Raw genomic sequence first — 15,368 nt, 5'->3', positions numbered from 1 at the left:
GAGCGCGAAGACGTACGGCTGCCTCACCAAGGAGCAGGCCGCCAAGGGCTCCTTCGGGCTGGAGGCCGGCACCGCCGCGGGCGGCACGCTCGACGCCTACTACCGCGACTCCGACGCCGGCGGCGCCAAGGTCGCCGTCGTCCTCTCCCACCAGCTGGACGGCTCGCTCTGCGAGTGGGCCCCCCACCTGGACGCCTTCACCAGGGCCGGGTACGCGGTCCTCCCCTTCACCTGCAGCGGGGACGTCACCGACGGCATCAAGGCCGCCGCCGCCCACCTCAAGGGCAAGGGCGTCACCAGGATGGTGCTGATCGGCGCCTCCAAGGGCGGCGCCGCCTCACTGGTCGCGGGCAAGCTCGACAACCCGCTGCCCGTCGCCGCCATCGTCACCCTCAGCTCGCCCGAGGCGTACGGCCAGTTCAACGCCGCGCTCGCGGTGAAGGCCGTCGAGGCGCCGACCTTCTTCGCCGCCGAGGAGGGCGACGCGCCCTTCAGCGCCGACGCCAAGTCGCTCTACGCCGCCGCCACCGCCACCGGGAAGCGGCTCAAGCTCTACCCCGGCTCGAACCACGGCGCCCCGCTGCTCACCGACGGCGCGCTGCCCGACGTGCTGGCCTTCCTCGCCGCGAACGCCCCGGCGACCGGCTGGCCCTCAGGCCCAGAGGTCGGTGATCCGCACGTCCAGGTCGGCGAGCAGGCGGCGCAGCAGCGGCAGGGACAGGCCGATCACGTTGCCCGGGTCGCCGTCGATGCCCTCGACGAACGGCGCCGACCGGCCGTCCAGGGTGAACGCGCCCGCCACGTGCAGCGGTTCGCCGGAGGCGATGTACGCCGCCAGCTCCTCGTCGTCCGGCGTGCCGAAGCGCACCGTGGTCGACGCGGTCGCCGACACCTGCCGGCCGGTGACCGTGTCGATCACGCAGTGGCCGGTCTGCAGCACGCCCGCGCGGCCGCGCATCGCCCGCCAGCGCTCCAGCGCGTCGGCGGCGTCCTTCGGCTTGCCGAGCGCCTGCCCGTCCAGCTCCAGCACCGAGTCGCAGCCGACCACCAGCTCGCCGCCGGAGAGCCCGGCCGCCACCGCCTTCGCCTTCGCCTCCGCCAGCACCCGGGCCAGCTCGCCCGGCGTCGGCGCCGAGATCGCGTCCTCGTCCACCCCGCTGACCTGGACCCGGGGATCCAGCCCCGCCTGCCGCAGCAGACCCAGCCGGGCGGGGGAGGCGGACGCGAGCACGAGAACACGGCGGTTGGTCATGCGCCCCAGCCTAGAGGGCCGGGTGCCGCCCACGGGCCCGCTCGGGGTCAGGCGACGAGCAGGATCGCCGCCAGGACCGCGAGCACCGCCAGCAGCCGGCTCGCGCGGAGCAGCATCTGCTGCGCGCGGCGGGCTTCGGGCGACGGCTCGTCGCGGGGGTCTGACCAGAGCACATCACCAGCGTGCGCCCGGTGCCTCGACTCGCGCCTGAGTACGCGTACTCAGTTCCCGCACGACCGCTGCCGTTCGGATCCGGGGCGCGCTCGCCCGGCCGCCGGGGGCGATCGACGCCCCCGGCGGCCGGCTCCGCGTCAGCGGGCCCAGGCGCTGGTGCGCCAGGCGCCCGGCCCGGGCCGCAGGGCCGGGCGGAGCCGCTTCGCGTGGTCGTTCCACGGGTTGACCGGGCCGCCGGCCCCGGGGGGCCGCCAGGGCGGCGGCCTGCGCGGCGGCGGCCCGGGCTTGGACCACCGCCAGGACGGTGGCCAGCTCCTCGGGGGTCGGCTGCCCGTGCAGTACCTGAATGGGGGACATCCTCACGAACCCTTCTGCTACAGCGGGATGTTGCCGTGCTTCTTGGGCGGCAGCACCTCGCGCTTGCCGCGCAGGGCCCGCAGGCCCCGCACGATGTGCCGCCGGGTCTCGCTGGGCGCGACGACCGCGTCCACGTAGCCCCGCTCGGCGGCGAGGTACGGGTTGAGCAGGGTGTCCTCGTAGGACGCGAGCAGCTCGGCCCGCTTCTCCTCCAGGATGCCCTCCTGCTCGGCCGCGGCGAGCTCGCGCCGGTGCAGGATGTTGACCGCGCCCTGCGCGCCCATGACCGCGATCTGCGCGGTCGGCCACGCCAGGTTGAGGTCGGCGCCGAGGTGCTTGGAGCCCATGACGTCGTACGCGCCGCCGAAGGCCTTGCGGGTGATGACGGTGATCAGCGGCACGGTGGCCTCGGCGTAGGCGTAGATCAGCTTGGCGCCGCGGCGGATGATGCCGTCCCACTCCTGGCCGGTGCCGGGCAGGAAGCCCGGGACGTCCACGAAGGTCAGCACCGGGATGTTGAACGCGTCGCAGGTCCGCACGAAGCGCGCGGCCTTCTCGCTGGCCGCGATGTCGAGGCAGCCGGCCAGGTCCATCGGCTGGTTGCCGACCACGCCCACCGGGTGGCCCTCGACCCGGCCGAAGCCGGTGATGATGTTGCCCGCGTACAGCGGCTGGACCTCGAGGAACTCGGCGTCGTCGAGGACGTGCTCGATGACCTTGTGCATGTCGTACGGCTGGTTGGCGGAGTCCGGCACGATGGTGTCGAGCTCCAGGTCCTCGTCCGTGACGGAGAGGTCGGCCTGCTCGGGGTGGACCGGCGGGTCGGAGAGGTTGTTGGAGGGCAGGTACGAGAGCAGGCTCTTGACGTACTCGATCGCCTCCTTCTCGTCGGCCGCGAGGTAGTGGGCGTTGCCGGACTTGGTGTTGTGGGTCCGGGCGCCGCCCAGCTCCTCCATGTCGACGGTCTCGCCGGTGACGGTCTTGATCACGTCGGGGCCGGTGATGAACATGTGCGAGGTCTTGTCGGCCATCACCACGAAGTCGGTCACCGCGGGGGAGTAGACCGCGCCGCCGGCGCACGGGCCCATGATCAGCGAGATCTGCGGGATGACGCCCGAGGCGTGCACGTTGCGGCGGAAGATCTCGCCGTACAGGCCGAGCGAGACCACGCCCTCCTGGATCCGGGCGCCGCCGGAGTCGTTGATGCCGATCATCGGGCAGCCGGTCTTCAGGGCGAAGTCCATCACCTTGACGATCTTCTCGCCGAAGACCTCGCCGAGGGAGCCGCCGAACACCGTGAAGTCCTGCGCGAAGACGGCGACCTGGCGGCCGTCCACGGTGCCGTAGCCGGTGACCACGCCGTCGCCGTAGGGCCGGTTCTTCTCCTGGCCGAAGTTGGTGGAGCGGTGGCGGGCGAACTCGTCGAACTCCACGAAGGAGTCCTCGTCCAGCAGCTCCACGATCCGCTCACGCGCCGTCATCTTGCCCTTGGCGTGCTGCTTCTCCACCGCGGCGGAGGAGCCGGAGTGCACCGCCTCGTCCAGCCGGCGGCGGAGGTCGGCCAGCTTGCCGGCGGTCGTGTGGGGGTCGTACGGGGCCTCGGTCATCCGGTGGCTCTCCTGGATCCTCGGGGCCGCGACCTGTCGCTGGACGGCTCCGGGCAGGGCGGCGCTGCGGTCTACCGTTCAGTAGCGTAGCCATCGCGCGGCGTTTGCGGTTATGGCCATCGACACAGTGTGTTAACGCCCGTTATGCGGGACGATGGGGCGGCGTACGGCCGACCAGGGCCCCGTGCGGGGGGAGGGCGACCCGGTCCGGCCCGGGCGTGTCGCGGCCACCGCCGCGGTCGCCCCGGCGGTGCCGGTGACGCCGCCGGAGGGTCGGGCCCGACGCGGCTGCCCGGGGGCGCCGGCCCGATAGCCTGGCCGCGTGACCGACGCCGACGCCCCCCGTCCCCGCCGCAGTGGCCTGCGTGGCTTCGGCCAGTCCGGGCCGTCCCCCTGGACCGACCTGGACCGGCCGCCGCTGGACGGCGCCGCGCTGCGCCGCGACCTGGTGCGTCCGGGCGGCCTGTGGACCGACCTGGAGGTGGTGGCCGAGACCGGCTCCACCAACTCCGACCTGGCCGCCCGGGCGAAGGACGGCGCCCCGCAGGGCGCGGTGCTGGTCGCCGAGTCGCAGAGCGCCGGCCGCGGCCGGCTGGACCGCCGCTGGTCCGCCCCGCCGCGCTCCGGCCTGTTCCTCTCCGTGCTGCTGCGGCCCGAGGGCGTCCCGATCGAGCGATACGGCTGGCTGCCGATCCTGGTCGGCACCGCGGCGGCCGCCACCCTGGCCCGGGTCGCGAAGCTGGAGGTCGGCCTGAAGTGGCCGAACGACCTCCAGGTGACCGTCGACGGGGCCGAGCGCAAGCTCGGCGGCATCCTGACCGAGCTGAGCGGCGGCGCGGTGGTCGCCGGGCTCGGCGTCAACGTCACGCTGCGGGAGCCCGAGCTGCCGGTGGAGACCGCGGCCTCGCTCGCGCTGGCCGGCGCCGAGGTCACCGACCGGGACACCCTGCTGCGCGCCCTGCTGCGCGAGTTCGCCGAGCTGTACGGCGAGTGGGTGGCCGCGGCCGGCGACCCGCACGCCAGCGGCCTGCTGCCCGCGTACACCGCCCGCTGCACCACGCTCGGCCGGCAGGTGAGGGTGCAGCTGCCCGGCGACCGGGAGCTGCTCGGCGAGGCCGTGGCGGTGGACGGCGACGGCCGGTTGGTCGTCCGCGGCGCCGACGGCACCCGGCACCCGGTGGCCGCCGGCGACGTGGTGCACGTCCGACCGCGGTCCGGCTGACGGACGCCGGCCCGGACCGGATGCCCCGGATCGCGCGATTCCGTGCGAACATTCCACCTGGCAGGTGTGAGGCGCGCCACTGGCCCTGGGGGTGGTCGCGCGCCGGTTGGACAGGTAGGGACGAGGCAAGTGCGGCAACCGCACGGGGACGGACCGGTGGCAGAGCAGCGCGAGAACGGCGGCGGCGAGACGGCGGACCGCACCGTCGCGCTGGACCTGGAGCGGCTGATCCTGGACGCTCCGCGCAGATACACCCCGTACCAGGCGGCCCGCGCGGCCGACGTCCCGATGGAGCTGGCCACCCGTTTCTGGCGGGCGATGGGCTTCCCCGACATCGGCCAGTCCCGGGCGCTCACCGACAACGACGTGATCGCGCTGCGCCGGCTGGCCGGCCTGGTGGAGTCCGGGCTGCTCAGCGAGTCGATGGCGATCCAGGTGGCCCGCTCGACCGGCCAGACCACCTCCCGGCTGGCCGGCTGGCAGATGGACACCTTCCTGGAGAACCTCACCCAGTCCGTGGAGCCGGGCCTGACCCGGGCCGAGGTCGCGTACCCGCTGACCGAGCTGCTGCTGCCGGAGCTGGAGCAGTTCCTGGTGTACGTCTGGCGCCGCCAGCTCGCCGCGGTCACCGGCCGGGTGGTGCAGGCCGCCGAGGACAGCGAGATCACCAGCGGTCGCCTCGCCGTCGGCTTCGCCGACCTGGTCGGCTTCACCCGGCTCTCCCGGCGGCTGGAGGAGGAGGAGCTCGGCGAGCTGGTCGAGGGCTTCGAGAACACCTGCTCCGACCTGATCGCCGGTCAGGGCGGGCGGGTGGTCAAGACCCTCGGCGACGAGATCCTCTACGTCTCCGAGGACCCGGCGACCGCCGCCGAGATCGCGCTCAGCCTGGTGGAGACGCTGGCCAAGGAGGACGGCATGCCCGCCCTGCGGGTCGGCATGGCCTTCGGCACGGTCACCTCGCGGATGGGCGACGTCTTCGGCACCACGGTCAACCTGGCCAGCCGGCTCACCTCGATCGCGCCCAAGGACGCCGTGCTGGTCGACGGCGAGCTGTCCGCCGCGCTGGAGCAGAGCGGTGCCGCCGCCACCCCGGGCGAGGACGGCCGCCACCCCGAGGACGACCGGCGCTTCCACCTCCAGCCGATGTGGCGCCGCCCGGTCCGCGGCCTCGGCCTGGTCGAGCCCTGGCTGCTCAGCCGCGCGCGAGCCGTCTGACCCGTCCGGTCGCGAATCACCCTAATCTGGTCGAAAGGCCGCCCGGACGCGCGGCGGCCGGACCCGGGATGAGGCGATCGGTGAGCGAGGCGACCATGACCGAGGAGAGCCCGTACGTCATCTCCACGCCCGACCTGCGACTGCAGGCGGTGGTCGAACTCGCCCAGGACATGGCCGGCGCCCTCACCCCGCTGGAGGCGGTCCGGGCCGCCGCCGTCCGGGCCACCTCGGCCCTGGCCGCCACCATGGCCGCCGTCTCGGTCTGGGACCGCGAGTCCGGCCGGCTGCGGGTGCTGGTCAACTACGGCGACCTGGCGGCCGGCGAGGAGGAGCTGCCGGACGACGAGTCCTACCCCGTCGCCGACTTCCCCGAGATCGTCACCTACCTGGAAGAGCACTGGACCACCGGCCGGCTGCCCCGGGCCTGGATCCAGACCGCCGAGAACACCGCCCCGCCCGTCGTGCACGCCCACCCCGGGGCCGGCGCCTTCTGCCAGCAGCGCGCCGCCGGGCTGCGCCGGCGGGGCCGCGAGTGCTGCCTGGTCGCCCCGATCGTCCTGCACGGCCAGGCCTGGGGCGAGCTGTACCTGGCCCGCACCCTCGGCATGCCGGTCTTCACCGAGGCCGACGCCGACTACGCCACCCTGCTCGCCGCGCAGATCTCCGCCGGGCTCGCCCAGACCGAGCGCGTCGCCGACCTGCGCCGGCTCGCCTTCACCGACGCGCTCACCGGCCTCGCCAACCGGCGCGCCGTGGACGCCCGGCTGGAGAGCGCCCTCAAGGCGCACAACCGCGACAACACCGTGGTCTCCCTGGTGGTCTGCGACGTCAACGGCCTCAAGCGGGTCAACGACGAGCTCGGCCACGAGATGGGCGACCGGCTGCTGGAGAAGTTCGCCCACCAGCTGTCGCTGTGCGCCGCCAAGCTGCCCGGCTCGCTGGCCGCCCGGCTCGGCGGCGACGAGTTCTGCCTGCTCGCCGAGGGCCAGACCGCCGACGAGGTGGTCGCCGTCGCCGAGGAGCTCTGCACCCGCGCCCTGGAACTCACCGAGGGCGAGGGGGTGGCCTGCGGGGTCGCCTCCACCGGCGACTCGATCGGCCCGGTCACCACCGCCGACCGGCTGTTCCGGCTCGCCGACGCCGCCCAGTACCGGGCCAAGGCCGCCCGCGCCGCCCACCCCGTGGTGGCCGGCCGCAGCCACGGCCCCGGCTTCGCCCCCGACCCGACCGTGCTGCTCGCCGACGCCGCCGACCCGCACCACCGCGCGGACGGCCGCCGTCCCGGCGGCGCACCCGGCGCGCGCGGCGCCGCCGGGGACCGCCGGCGCTTCCGCGGCGCCGCGCACAGCGCCGACCCCGGACAGCTGCTCGCCGCCGGGCTCACCACCCTCGACCAGGGCGGACTCCAGCGCACCACGCACCCCGCCGACACGCTGTCCCGGCTCGCCTGCGTCGCCGAGACCTCCTCCCGGCTGCTCAACGCGGTCGGCTGGTGGGTCTCGTACGTGCCGCCCGGCTCCCAGCTGATGCGCACCGCCCAGCACGCCGTCTACCGGATGACCGGCGGCCCCGGCTCCAGCCGGGCGGTCACCCAGCGCGCCCAGATCGAGGCCCCGGACGCCGTCTTCGACCTGCGCCACTACCCGCTGACCCGCCGGGCGGTGCACGGCGGCTCCTTCGCGCTGCGCGCCGGGGCACCCGGCAACGACGCGGCCGAGGAGGCCATGATGGTGGTCAGCGGCTACAAGGCGATGGTCGCCGCCGGCGGCGGCAACCCGGCCGGCGGGTGGCTGCTCGAACTCTTCGCCGACGAGTCGACCCTGCCGCTCGGTCAGATCGCCCCCGCCCTGCGGGCGCTGGTCGCCGTCGCCCTCTCCGGCCCCTGCTCCCCGCCCCCGGCCTGAACGTCCGGCCGGTCGGGTGTTCCGGGCCCCGCCACAGTCGCGCAACAACCTCGGCACGAGCCTGCCCCCGGGCCGTCCGTCCGTGGGACAGTGTGGGGCGCAGTTCGAACGAGGAGGGGTACATGCGGACGAGGATCGCGGGGGCGCTGCTCTCCCTGGCACTGGCGGTGGGCGGCGTGACGCTGGCCGAGGGCGCGGCGCAGGCCGCGCCGCGGACGGCGGCGGTGACGTCGGTTCAGCAGGCGCCGGCCCAGGCGGCACCTGCCCAGGCACCGGCGGCGGCACCGCAGGCCGAGCACACCAAGCAGCTGGCCGCGAAGAGCAAGAGCAAGAAAAAGAAGAAGAGCAGCTTCTTCGGGAAGCTGATCGGCGGCCTGGTGGTCCTGGTGATCCTGGTCCTCGTGGTGGTCGTCATCGTCGTGGTGGTCAGGCGGAGCCGGCGGAGCTGATCCGGTCCGCGCGGGCGTAGACGTTGGCGCTGCGCCCGCGCAGGAACCCCACCAGGGTGAGGCCGAGCTCCTCGGCGAGCTCCACCGCCAGCGAGGACGGCGCGGAGACGGCGGCCAGCAGGGGTATCCCGGCCAGCGCCGCCTTCTGGGTCAGCTCGAACGAGGCCCGCCCGCTGACCAGCAGCAGGTGCCCGGTCAGCGGCAGCCGCCCCTCGCGCAGCGCCCAGCCCACCACCTTGTCGACCGCGTTGTGCCGGCCCACGTCCTCCCGGACGCAGAGCAGCTCGCCGCGCGCGTCGAACAGCCCGGCGGCGTGCAGCCCGCCGGTGGACTCGAAGGTCTTCTGCGCCGCCCGCAGCCGGTCGGGCAGGGCGTACAGCAGTTCCTGGTCGACCGTCAGGCCGTCCTCGGCGACCGGCCAGCGGCTGTGCGTGCGCACCGCGTCCACGGTGTCCCGGCCGCACAGCCCGCAGGCGCTGGTCATCAGCAGGTTGCGGTGCGCGGAGAGCGCGGTGGAGCCGCCCCGGACGGTCGCGTCCACCACGTTGTAGGTGTTGGCGCCCTCGGCGTCCGTCCCGGCGCAGTAGCGCAGTGCGGCGAGCTGCTCCGCCGCGGCGACCACGCCCTCGCCGACCAGGAAGCCCGCCACCAGGTCGAAGTCGTGCCCCGGGGTGCGCATGGTGACGGTCAGCGGCTCGCCGCCGACCCGGATCTCCAGCGGCTCCTCCGCCGCCAGCGCGTCCGGCCGGACGCCCCGCGCGCCGTCGCGCAGCCGCACCACCCGCCGCCGTACCGTCGCGCGTGCCATCGCCACCTCCTGTGCTTCCCAGTAGACCAGGCCGGGGAAGTCGACGGTTGTCAGATCCCCATTCACCTGATTCGATTGTGCATATGGATATGCACAGTGTCGTCCAGGTCGGCAAGGCCGACGTCACCGCCGAGGACGTGCTCGCCGTCGCGCGCGGCAACGCCCGGGTCGAGATCGGCCCCGACGCGCACGCCGAGATGGCCGCCGCCCGCGCCCGGATCGACGCCCTCGCGGCCGAGCCCCGCCCGGTCTACGGCGTCTCCACCGGCTTCGGCGCGCTCGCCGTCCGGCACATCAGCCCCGAGCTGCGCGCCCAGCTGCAGCGCTCGCTGGTCCGCTCGCACGCCGCCGGCATGGGCCCCGCGGTCGAGCGCGAGGTGGTCCGAGCGCTGATGTTCCTGCGGATGAAGACCCTCGCCTCCGGCCGCACCGGCGTGCGCCCGCTGGTCGCCGAGACGATGGCCGCCATCCTGAACGCCGGCATCACCCCGGTGGTCCGCGAGTTCGGCTCGCTCGGCTGCTCCGGCGACCTGGCCCCGCTGTCGCACTGCGCCCTGGTCCTGATGGGCGAGGGCGTCGCCACCGGCCCGGACGGCGAGGAGAAGGACGCCGCCGAGCTGCTCGCCGCCGCCGGCATCGAGCCGGTCGAGCTGCTGGAGAAGGAGGGCCTGGCCCTCATCAACGGCACCGACGGCATGCTCGGCATGCTGGTGATGGCCCTCGCCGACCTGCAGCGGCTCTACACCACCGCCGACATCACCGCCGCGATGTCGCTGGAGGCGCTGCTCGGCAGCGACAAGGTGCTCGCCCCCGAGCTGCACGCCCCGATCCGCCCGCACCCCGGCCAGGCGCTCTCCGCCGCCAACATGCTGGCCGTCCTCAAGGGCTCCGGCCTCACCGGCCACCACCAGGACGACGCCCCGCGCGTCCAGGACGCCTACTCGATCCGCTGCGCCCCGCAGGTCGCCGGCGCCGGCCGCGACACCCTGGCGCACGCCCGCACCGTCGCCGACCGCGAGCTCGCCGCCTCGGTCGACAACCCGGTGGTGCTGCCGGACGGCCGGGTCGAGTCCAACGGCAACTTCCACGGCGCCCCGGTCGCCTACGTGCTGGACTTCCTCGCCATCGCCGCCGCCGACCTCGCCTCGATCTCCGAGCGGCGCACCGACCGGCTGCTCGACAGGGCCCGCTCGCACGGCCTGCCGGCCTTCCTCGCCGACGACCCGGGTGTCGACTCCGGCCTGATGATCGCCCAGTACACCCAGGCCGCGCTGGTCAGCGAGAACAAGCGGCTCGCCGTCCCCGCCTCGGTGGACTCCATCCCGTCCTCGGCGATGCAGGAGGACCACGTCTCGATGGGCTGGTCCGCGGCGCGCAAGCTCCGCCAGGCCGTCGACAACCTGGGCCGGGTGCTCGCCGTCGAGCTGCTCGCCTCCGCCCGCGCCCTGGAGATCCGGGCCGAGGGCGCCGGCGGCAGCCTCGCCCCCGCCACCGCCGCCGCGATCACCGCCGCCCGCGCGGCCGGCGTCGGCGGCCCGGGCCGGGACCGCTTCCTCTCCCCGGACCTGGAGGCCGCCGCCGCGCTCGTCGCCTCCGGCGACCTGGTCGCCGCCGTCGAGCAGGTCACCGGCCCGCTGGCCTGACGCACCGCCCGCCGGGGCGGCCGGGCCTAGTCCCAGTCGCTCCGGCGGGTACGGTCGATGCGCTCACCGAGCGCGCTGGAGACGTTGACGCCGACGATCCCGAGCCAGCAGGCCAGCAGGCCCACCACGCCGGCCCCCTCCACGGCGATCGCGGTCAGCGGCACACCCATCACCAGCGAGAGGATCTGGATCGTGAACCGGCGGTTGCGCGACTTCTCCGGCACCGGTGCCGGGCGGTGCTCCACCGGCCCGTCCAGCCTCCCGCCGAGCCGGGCGACGAAGGAGTCGATGATCTCCTTCTCGTACTCCGGCCCCAGCTCCTTGCGGGTCTGCAGGGCGGCGTCGAGCTCGCGCCGCAGGTCGTCCTGGCGAGTGTCCATGGCTCTCATCGTGGCCCCCGCCCGGTCGGCCCGGCCAGCTCCGCGGGGCGTTTTCGGGGGCGCCTCAGGGACGAATCAGGGTCACCCCGAGACGCCCGACGGCGCCCCGCCCGTCGAGCACCCCGTCCCGCAGGGCGGAACGGCATTGCCCGTCCGCCGGGCATGCGCCACAGTCGTCCCAGCCGCCGCAGCCACCGACGGCCGCCCGACAGCAGCGTGGAGGAACCGCCGATGACCGCCCTGGACGAGACCGGAGCCGCAGGGCCGTCCGCGCGCCTGCTGCAGCTCTTCGAGGGTCACCGGCTGACCCCCACCCAGCGGCGGATCGCCCACTCGCTGGTCCGGCACGCCACCGAGGCCCCGTTCCTCTCCTCCGTCGAGGTCGCCGAACTCGCCGGCGTCAGCCAGCCCTCGGTCACCCGCTTCGCCGTCGCGCTCGGCTACGACGGCTACCCGGCGCTGCGCAAGCAGCTGCGCGAACTCGGCGCCGGCGAACCGCAGGCCCCCGAGTCGCCCGCCGACGCCGTCCGCAACGAGCACCAGCAGGCCGTCCTCGCCGAGATCGAGCACCTGCGCCACCTCGCCGAACTGCTCGCCGACCCCGAGCCGATCGTCCGCGCCGCCCGGCTGCTCGCCGCCTCCCGGCCGCTGCCCGTGCTCGGCCTGCGCGCCGCCTCCGCCCAGGCCCGCGGCTTCGCGTACTTCGCCGCCAAGGTCCACCCCGACATCCGGCTGCTCGACGAGGGCGGCTCGATGCTCGCCGACCGCCTCGAACAGGCCGCCGCCGCCGGCGCCACCGCTCTGCTCTGCTTCGCCCTGCCGCGCTACCCGCGCGAGCTGATGGAGGCGCTCGTCGTCGCCCGCGAGTGCGGGCTGACCGTGCTCACCGTCGCCGACTCCGTCTTCGCGCCGGTCGCCAAGCTCTCCGACCTGATGCTGCCCGCCGCCGTCGGCACCGGGCTGGTCTTCGACACGGCCTGCGCGCCGATGATGCTCGGCCGGGTGCTGCTGCAGACCATGTGCGACGAACTCCCCGGCGCCGAGGCCCGGCTGGAGGCCATCGAGCAGTCCGCGGCCGCCCGCGGCCTGTTCCTGGAGTAGCCGCCGCCGGCCCGACCGGCGGCTACCGCTCCAGCGCGGCCTTCATCCGCTCCAGGGTGGTCCGCATGCCGGCCCGGTTCACCCCGGCCCGGTCCTCGGCGCGGGTGCCGCTGAAGACCAGCCCCAGCAACTCCGCCGGACGGCGGCTCCGGCCGGTCCGCAGGTCCTGCCAGTACTCGGTGAGCACCGTCCCGCCGTCCGCCGCCGGCTCGAAGCGGTAGCCCCACAGTGCGATCGGCAGCCCGAGCGCGCCCACCCGGAAGGCGAACTCGCGGCCCGGCTCGGCCACCGTCACCCGGCAGGTGGTGAACCACAGCAGCAGGCCCTTGCGGTTCCAGCCGACGAACCGCTCGCCCGCCACCAGCGCCCCTCGGCGCGCCCACACCGCCCGGCACTCGGGACTCCACTCGCCGGTCCGCCGCACCTGCGCCACCACCCCGTACGCCGCCTCCGGCGCCACCCCGACCACGACGCTCTCCTCGACAACCCACTCGCGCTCCACGGCGGTCCCCTCCCGCGACGACGGCATCGGCAAATGACCGTACCGCCACGTTGGACCGGGCCCGCGAGCGGGCATGCCATCAACAGGGGAATTTCCGCAGGGGATTGACATGACTTCGGCCGCTGTCGGGGCACCGCCCGGCCGGGGGCGGAACGGGGGTCCGCGATGCGTCCGATCCACCAGATGAGGCTGACCGGGAAGCTCGGCTCGGGAGCCGACGAGTGGTCCTGCCCGGAGTGCGGCCGCCGGATCGCCCTGTTCCGGCCGCCGCACGCCGACCTGACCGTCCTCGACCCGGGCGACGAGGAGGCCGTGCACATCGGGGTCCTCGAACCCGACGCCGCCGCCGAGGCCGCCGAACGCTACGGCGTCGGGCCGATCCAGGAGATCCCGCGCCCGCCGCGCGCCCCGTCCCGGGCCGGCGAGCCGGTCCCCGAACCCGACGCCGACGACCGCCGCTGGCTCGCCGAGATCGGCATCGACTGGGACGGCGACGCCGCCGCCTGACCGGCGACAGGGGTCAGTCCTGATCGTCGAAGAGCTCCCGGCTCAGGACCTCACGCAACTGCTCGGATGTGCGGACGATCTGCTGGTGGGTCGAGATCTTCTCGTCGACAGCGTTCAGGACGCTGACGATTCGCCGCTGTGCCGCCACCGGCAGCAGGGGTACCGGGAGATCGGAGAGGTCTCCGAGAGTGATGCTCGGAATGCCGGTGCCCTGCCGCGCTCGCGTCTGCATCCATCGCTCCGCCGACGGACTTGCCAGAAACTGGAGGAGGTACTCGGTGTCCACGCCTTCGACATCCGGTCGGATCCGGAAGAGGTTGCCGCTGAAGATCCATCCGCTCTGGCGCTCCGTCACGAGTGCCGGTCGGCCCAGGCGCCCCGTCCGGGTGCAGAGGATGTCACCCGGCTGGAGGCGGTAAGGGCCCAGCCGGTCCGCGGTGGCCGGTGAGACGTGGACCAGGGGCTCCTCGACGACCCGGTGGTCGATGCCGATGTTCTGCGGTCGCAGCACTGGAATCCCACTGTCCGTGCGTTCGGCCGAGCCCACCAGCTGGCCCGAGGGGCCGGTCCGGATCGTGCCGCAGTCGGCCAGGCGGATCCAGGACGGAGCGACCGAGGTCTCCACGCTCATCGGATACGTTCCTCCAGTGCTCGTGCCAGGGCGGCGTCGGCCCGCGCGGCTCGGAGGGCGAGGAGATCCAGCTCGGCGCGGAGGTCGGCAACGGTGCGGCCGCCCTGTTCCTGCTCTGCGTCGTCCTGCGCTCGAACGTACCGCGCGGGGGTGAGGTTGTAGTCGGCCGCGCGGAGGACGTCGGGCGCCACGGCGGCGCTGATGGACGACAGCGCGTCACCGCTCCGCCAGGCACGGTACTCGGCGGCGATCGTCGAGACGTCGTTCGCGCTGAGCGTCGCCCGACCCGTGGCGTCCGTTCCGCCCAGCCGCGCCGCATCGATCATCAGCACGTCGCGCATCCGGCCGCTACCGGGGCCACGCAGGAACCACAGCATCACGGGAATGCCGGTCGAGGTGAAGAGCCCGGCGCGGAGCGAGACCAGACACTCGACGACTCCCGCCTCGACGAGCCTCGCCCGGATCGCCTGCTCCCTGCCGGAGCGGAACGAAGCACCGTGGGGCATTACCACGGCGCCTCGGCCGTCACGAGCGAGCGAAACGACGGCGTGTTGGATCCATCCCAGGTCGGCGTTGCCCTCGGGGGGCGGACCGAAGGGCCAGCTCCTCTCTCGGAACGGACTGCCGGAAGGCGCCTTGAGGCTGAACGGAGGGTTGCTGAGGACGATGTCGTAGCGAGCCGTGGCCCCTGCGTCGATCCGGCTCGCGGGCAGATCCGGCTCGACGGCGAGCGTGCTCTCCACGGAGTGCACCGCCAGGTTGAGCGCGGCGATCTCCGCGTGCGAGCTGAGCGTCGTGGAACCGGAGGTACGGATGCTTCTCCGCGTAGGGGACCAGCGACGAACTGCCTCCACCAGCAGCTCACCTGCGCGACAGAACGGGTCGTGGATGCTCGACGGGGACGGACCTTGGTCGAGGATCGCGAGCATGACCTCGCGGACGGGGCCGGGGGTGAACACGTCGTGCCCGCGCCTGCCCTGCCATCGGGCGACCTCGGCCAGGAAGGTGTCGAAGGCCAGTGCGACCGACGGCCCGGACGGCAGTGTGCCGATGAGGTGGACGGCCTCCTGCAGCACGCGGTCGGGAACGTCCCGAAGCAGCTCGGACCCGCGGGCGAACGGCACCTCGCTGTACTCGACTCCGCGCCGGACCTCGTCGGTGAGGCGGGGCGGAGCCTCGTGCCTGATCCTCTCCCAGCTCTCGGGACGACGGCCGCGGATGTGCAGCAGGTGTTGGATCAGCAGGACGCTGCTGCTGTCGCCGGGGCCGCCCGGAGAACGCCGCAGGACGTCGAGGAGCCCGACGGTCACCTGCCGGACGTGCGCCGCGTCGGCTCCCGGGGCTTCCGGCCCGGGGGCCGCAGCCGAGACGAAACGATCGCCGTAGGTGGTGCCGTGAGGTTCGCCCGGGCGGAGATTGTTCCGGGGGATCACCCGGGTCGAGAGCCACTCGGCCACCTCCCGAGCGTCGAACAGCTCGTCGTCGCCCACCCGTACGGCCGAGGGGTAGTCGGCATATCGCCGCTCCCAGTTGGTCACCGCGGGGCGCGCGACCCCCGTTCGCTCGGAGATCTCGGAGCGGGACAGCAGGCCGTCGGACTCGACCGACTCGTTCAT

15 protein-coding genes and 1 pseudogene are annotated in these 15,368 nt (G+C 74.2%); 7 read left to right on the top strand and 9 right to left on the bottom strand.

The features are described from left to right. Positions 1 to 652: 652 nt before the first annotated feature. Genes ABEB06_RS15440 through ABEB06_RS15430 form a run of 4 tightly spaced genes read right to left on the bottom strand, consistent with a single transcriptional unit; the run spans position 653 to position 3,390 of the window. Positions 653 to 1,252, bottom strand: coding sequence for a nucleoside triphosphate pyrophosphatase (locus ABEB06_RS15440; protein WP_345697433.1), 600 nt, complete (start codon positions 1,250 to 1,252; stop codon positions 653 to 655). A gap of 47 nt (positions 1,253 to 1,299) precedes the next feature. Continuing rightward, positions 1,300 to 1,425: a morphogenic membrane protein MmpB gene (gene mmpB / locus ABEB06_RS15435; protein WP_345697432.1), complete on the bottom strand. Its 126-nt coding sequence runs from the start codon at positions 1,423 to 1,425 to the stop codon at positions 1,300 to 1,302. Between the two features lies 1 nt (position 1,426). Then, the gene (locus ABEB06_RS39365) at positions 1,427 to 1,783 is read right to left on the bottom strand and encodes an acyl-CoA carboxylase epsilon subunit (protein WP_425559630.1); all 357 of its coding nucleotides are present in this window, start codon (positions 1,781 to 1,783) and stop codon (positions 1,427 to 1,429) included. 17 nt (positions 1,784 to 1,800) lie between these two features. Then, positions 1,801 to 3,390 carry an acyl-CoA carboxylase subunit beta gene (locus tag ABEB06_RS15430; protein ID WP_345697431.1) on the bottom strand — a complete coding sequence of 530 codons (1,590 nt, stop codon included), beginning with the start codon at positions 3,388 to 3,390 and terminating at the stop codon, positions 1,801 to 1,803. 361 nt (positions 3,391 to 3,751) lie between these two features. Here ABEB06_RS15430 and ABEB06_RS15425 point away from each other — a divergent pair, with 361 nt between their 5' ends. The 4 genes and pseudogenes from ABEB06_RS15425 (at position 3,752) to ABEB06_RS15410 (ending at position 8,180) form a co-directional block, all read left to right on the top strand. Then, positions 3,752 to 4,612 carry a biotin--[acetyl-CoA-carboxylase] ligase gene (locus tag ABEB06_RS15425; protein ID WP_345701866.1) on the top strand — a complete coding sequence of 287 codons (861 nt, stop codon included), beginning with the start codon at positions 3,752 to 3,754 and terminating at the stop codon, positions 4,610 to 4,612. A 156-nt stretch (positions 4,613 to 4,768) separates the two neighbouring features. Beyond that, the gene (locus ABEB06_RS15420) at positions 4,769 to 5,827 is read left to right on the top strand and encodes an adenylate/guanylate cyclase domain-containing protein (protein ID WP_345697430.1); all 1,059 of its coding nucleotides are present in this window, start codon (positions 4,769 to 4,771) and stop codon (positions 5,825 to 5,827) included. Between the two features lie 170 nt (positions 5,828 to 5,997). Next, positions 5,998 to 7,125: pseudogene (locus tag ABEB06_RS15415) on the top strand (GGDEF domain-containing protein); the annotation flags it as partial. A gap of 728 nt (positions 7,126 to 7,853) precedes the next feature. Continuing rightward, the gene (locus ABEB06_RS15410; RefSeq protein ID WP_345697429.1) at positions 7,854 to 8,180 is read left to right on the top strand and encodes a hypothetical protein; all 327 of its coding nucleotides are present in this window, start codon (positions 7,854 to 7,856) and stop codon (positions 8,178 to 8,180) included. Here ABEB06_RS15410 and fdhD read toward each other — a convergent pair. Next, positions 8,158 to 8,988, bottom strand: a complete 831-nt coding sequence (fdhD, locus tag ABEB06_RS15405) for a formate dehydrogenase accessory sulfurtransferase FdhD (RefSeq protein ID WP_345701865.1) — start codon at positions 8,986 to 8,988, stop codon at positions 8,158 to 8,160. The two genes, ABEB06_RS15410 and fdhD, sit on opposite strands and share 23 nt — an antisense overlap. 89 nt (positions 8,989 to 9,077) lie before the next feature. Between fdhD and hutH the strand changes: the two genes are divergently transcribed. Next, positions 9,078 to 10,631, top strand: a complete 1,554-nt coding sequence (gene hutH / locus ABEB06_RS15400; protein ID WP_345701864.1) for a histidine ammonia-lyase — start codon at positions 9,078 to 9,080, stop codon at positions 10,629 to 10,631. A gap of 26 nt (positions 10,632 to 10,657) precedes the next feature. On the opposite strand, the gene ABEB06_RS15395 is transcribed toward hutH, so the two are convergent. Next, positions 10,658 to 11,011, bottom strand: a complete 354-nt coding sequence (locus ABEB06_RS15395; RefSeq protein WP_345697428.1) for a hypothetical protein — start codon at positions 11,009 to 11,011, stop codon at positions 10,658 to 10,660. A gap of 231 nt (positions 11,012 to 11,242) precedes the next feature. Between ABEB06_RS15395 and ABEB06_RS15390 the strand changes: the two genes are divergently transcribed. After that, positions 11,243 to 12,112: a MurR/RpiR family transcriptional regulator gene (locus ABEB06_RS15390; RefSeq protein WP_345697427.1), complete on the top strand. Its 870-nt coding sequence runs from the start codon at positions 11,243 to 11,245 to the stop codon at positions 12,110 to 12,112. Between the two features lie 22 nt (positions 12,113 to 12,134). On the opposite strand, the gene ABEB06_RS15385 is transcribed toward ABEB06_RS15390, so the two are convergent. Next, positions 12,135 to 12,614, bottom strand: coding sequence for an SRPBCC family protein (locus ABEB06_RS15385; RefSeq protein ID WP_345697426.1), 480 nt, complete (start codon positions 12,612 to 12,614; stop codon positions 12,135 to 12,137). Between the two features lie 183 nt (positions 12,615 to 12,797). On the opposite strand from ABEB06_RS15385, the gene ABEB06_RS15380 reads away from it, so the two are divergent. Further along, a complete protein-coding gene (locus ABEB06_RS15380; protein ID WP_345697425.1) occupies positions 12,798 to 13,121 on the top strand; it encodes a hypothetical protein in 324 nt (107 codons plus the stop codon). Between the two features lie 13 nt (positions 13,122 to 13,134). Here the strand turns inward: ABEB06_RS15380 and ABEB06_RS15375 are convergent, their stop codons facing one another. Further along, positions 13,135 to 13,752: a restriction endonuclease subunit S gene (locus ABEB06_RS15375; RefSeq protein WP_345697424.1), complete on the bottom strand. Its 618-nt coding sequence runs from the start codon at positions 13,750 to 13,752 to the stop codon at positions 13,135 to 13,137. Further along, positions 13,749 to 15,368 (bottom strand): N-6 DNA methylase, encoded by a 1,620-nt coding sequence (locus ABEB06_RS15370; RefSeq protein ID WP_345697423.1) that lies wholly within the window; start codon positions 15,366 to 15,368, stop codon positions 13,749 to 13,751. Before ABEB06_RS15370 ends, ABEB06_RS15375 begins: the two co-directional genes overlap by 4 nt.

It is taken from the genome of Kitasatospora terrestris (genome assembly GCF_039542905.1).
Taxonomy (GTDB): domain Bacteria; phylum Actinomycetota; class Actinomycetes; order Streptomycetales; family Streptomycetaceae; genus Kitasatospora; species Kitasatospora terrestris.
Note: the sequence above shows the minus strand (reverse complement) of the source record. Positions and strands in the feature narration are given on the sequence as shown.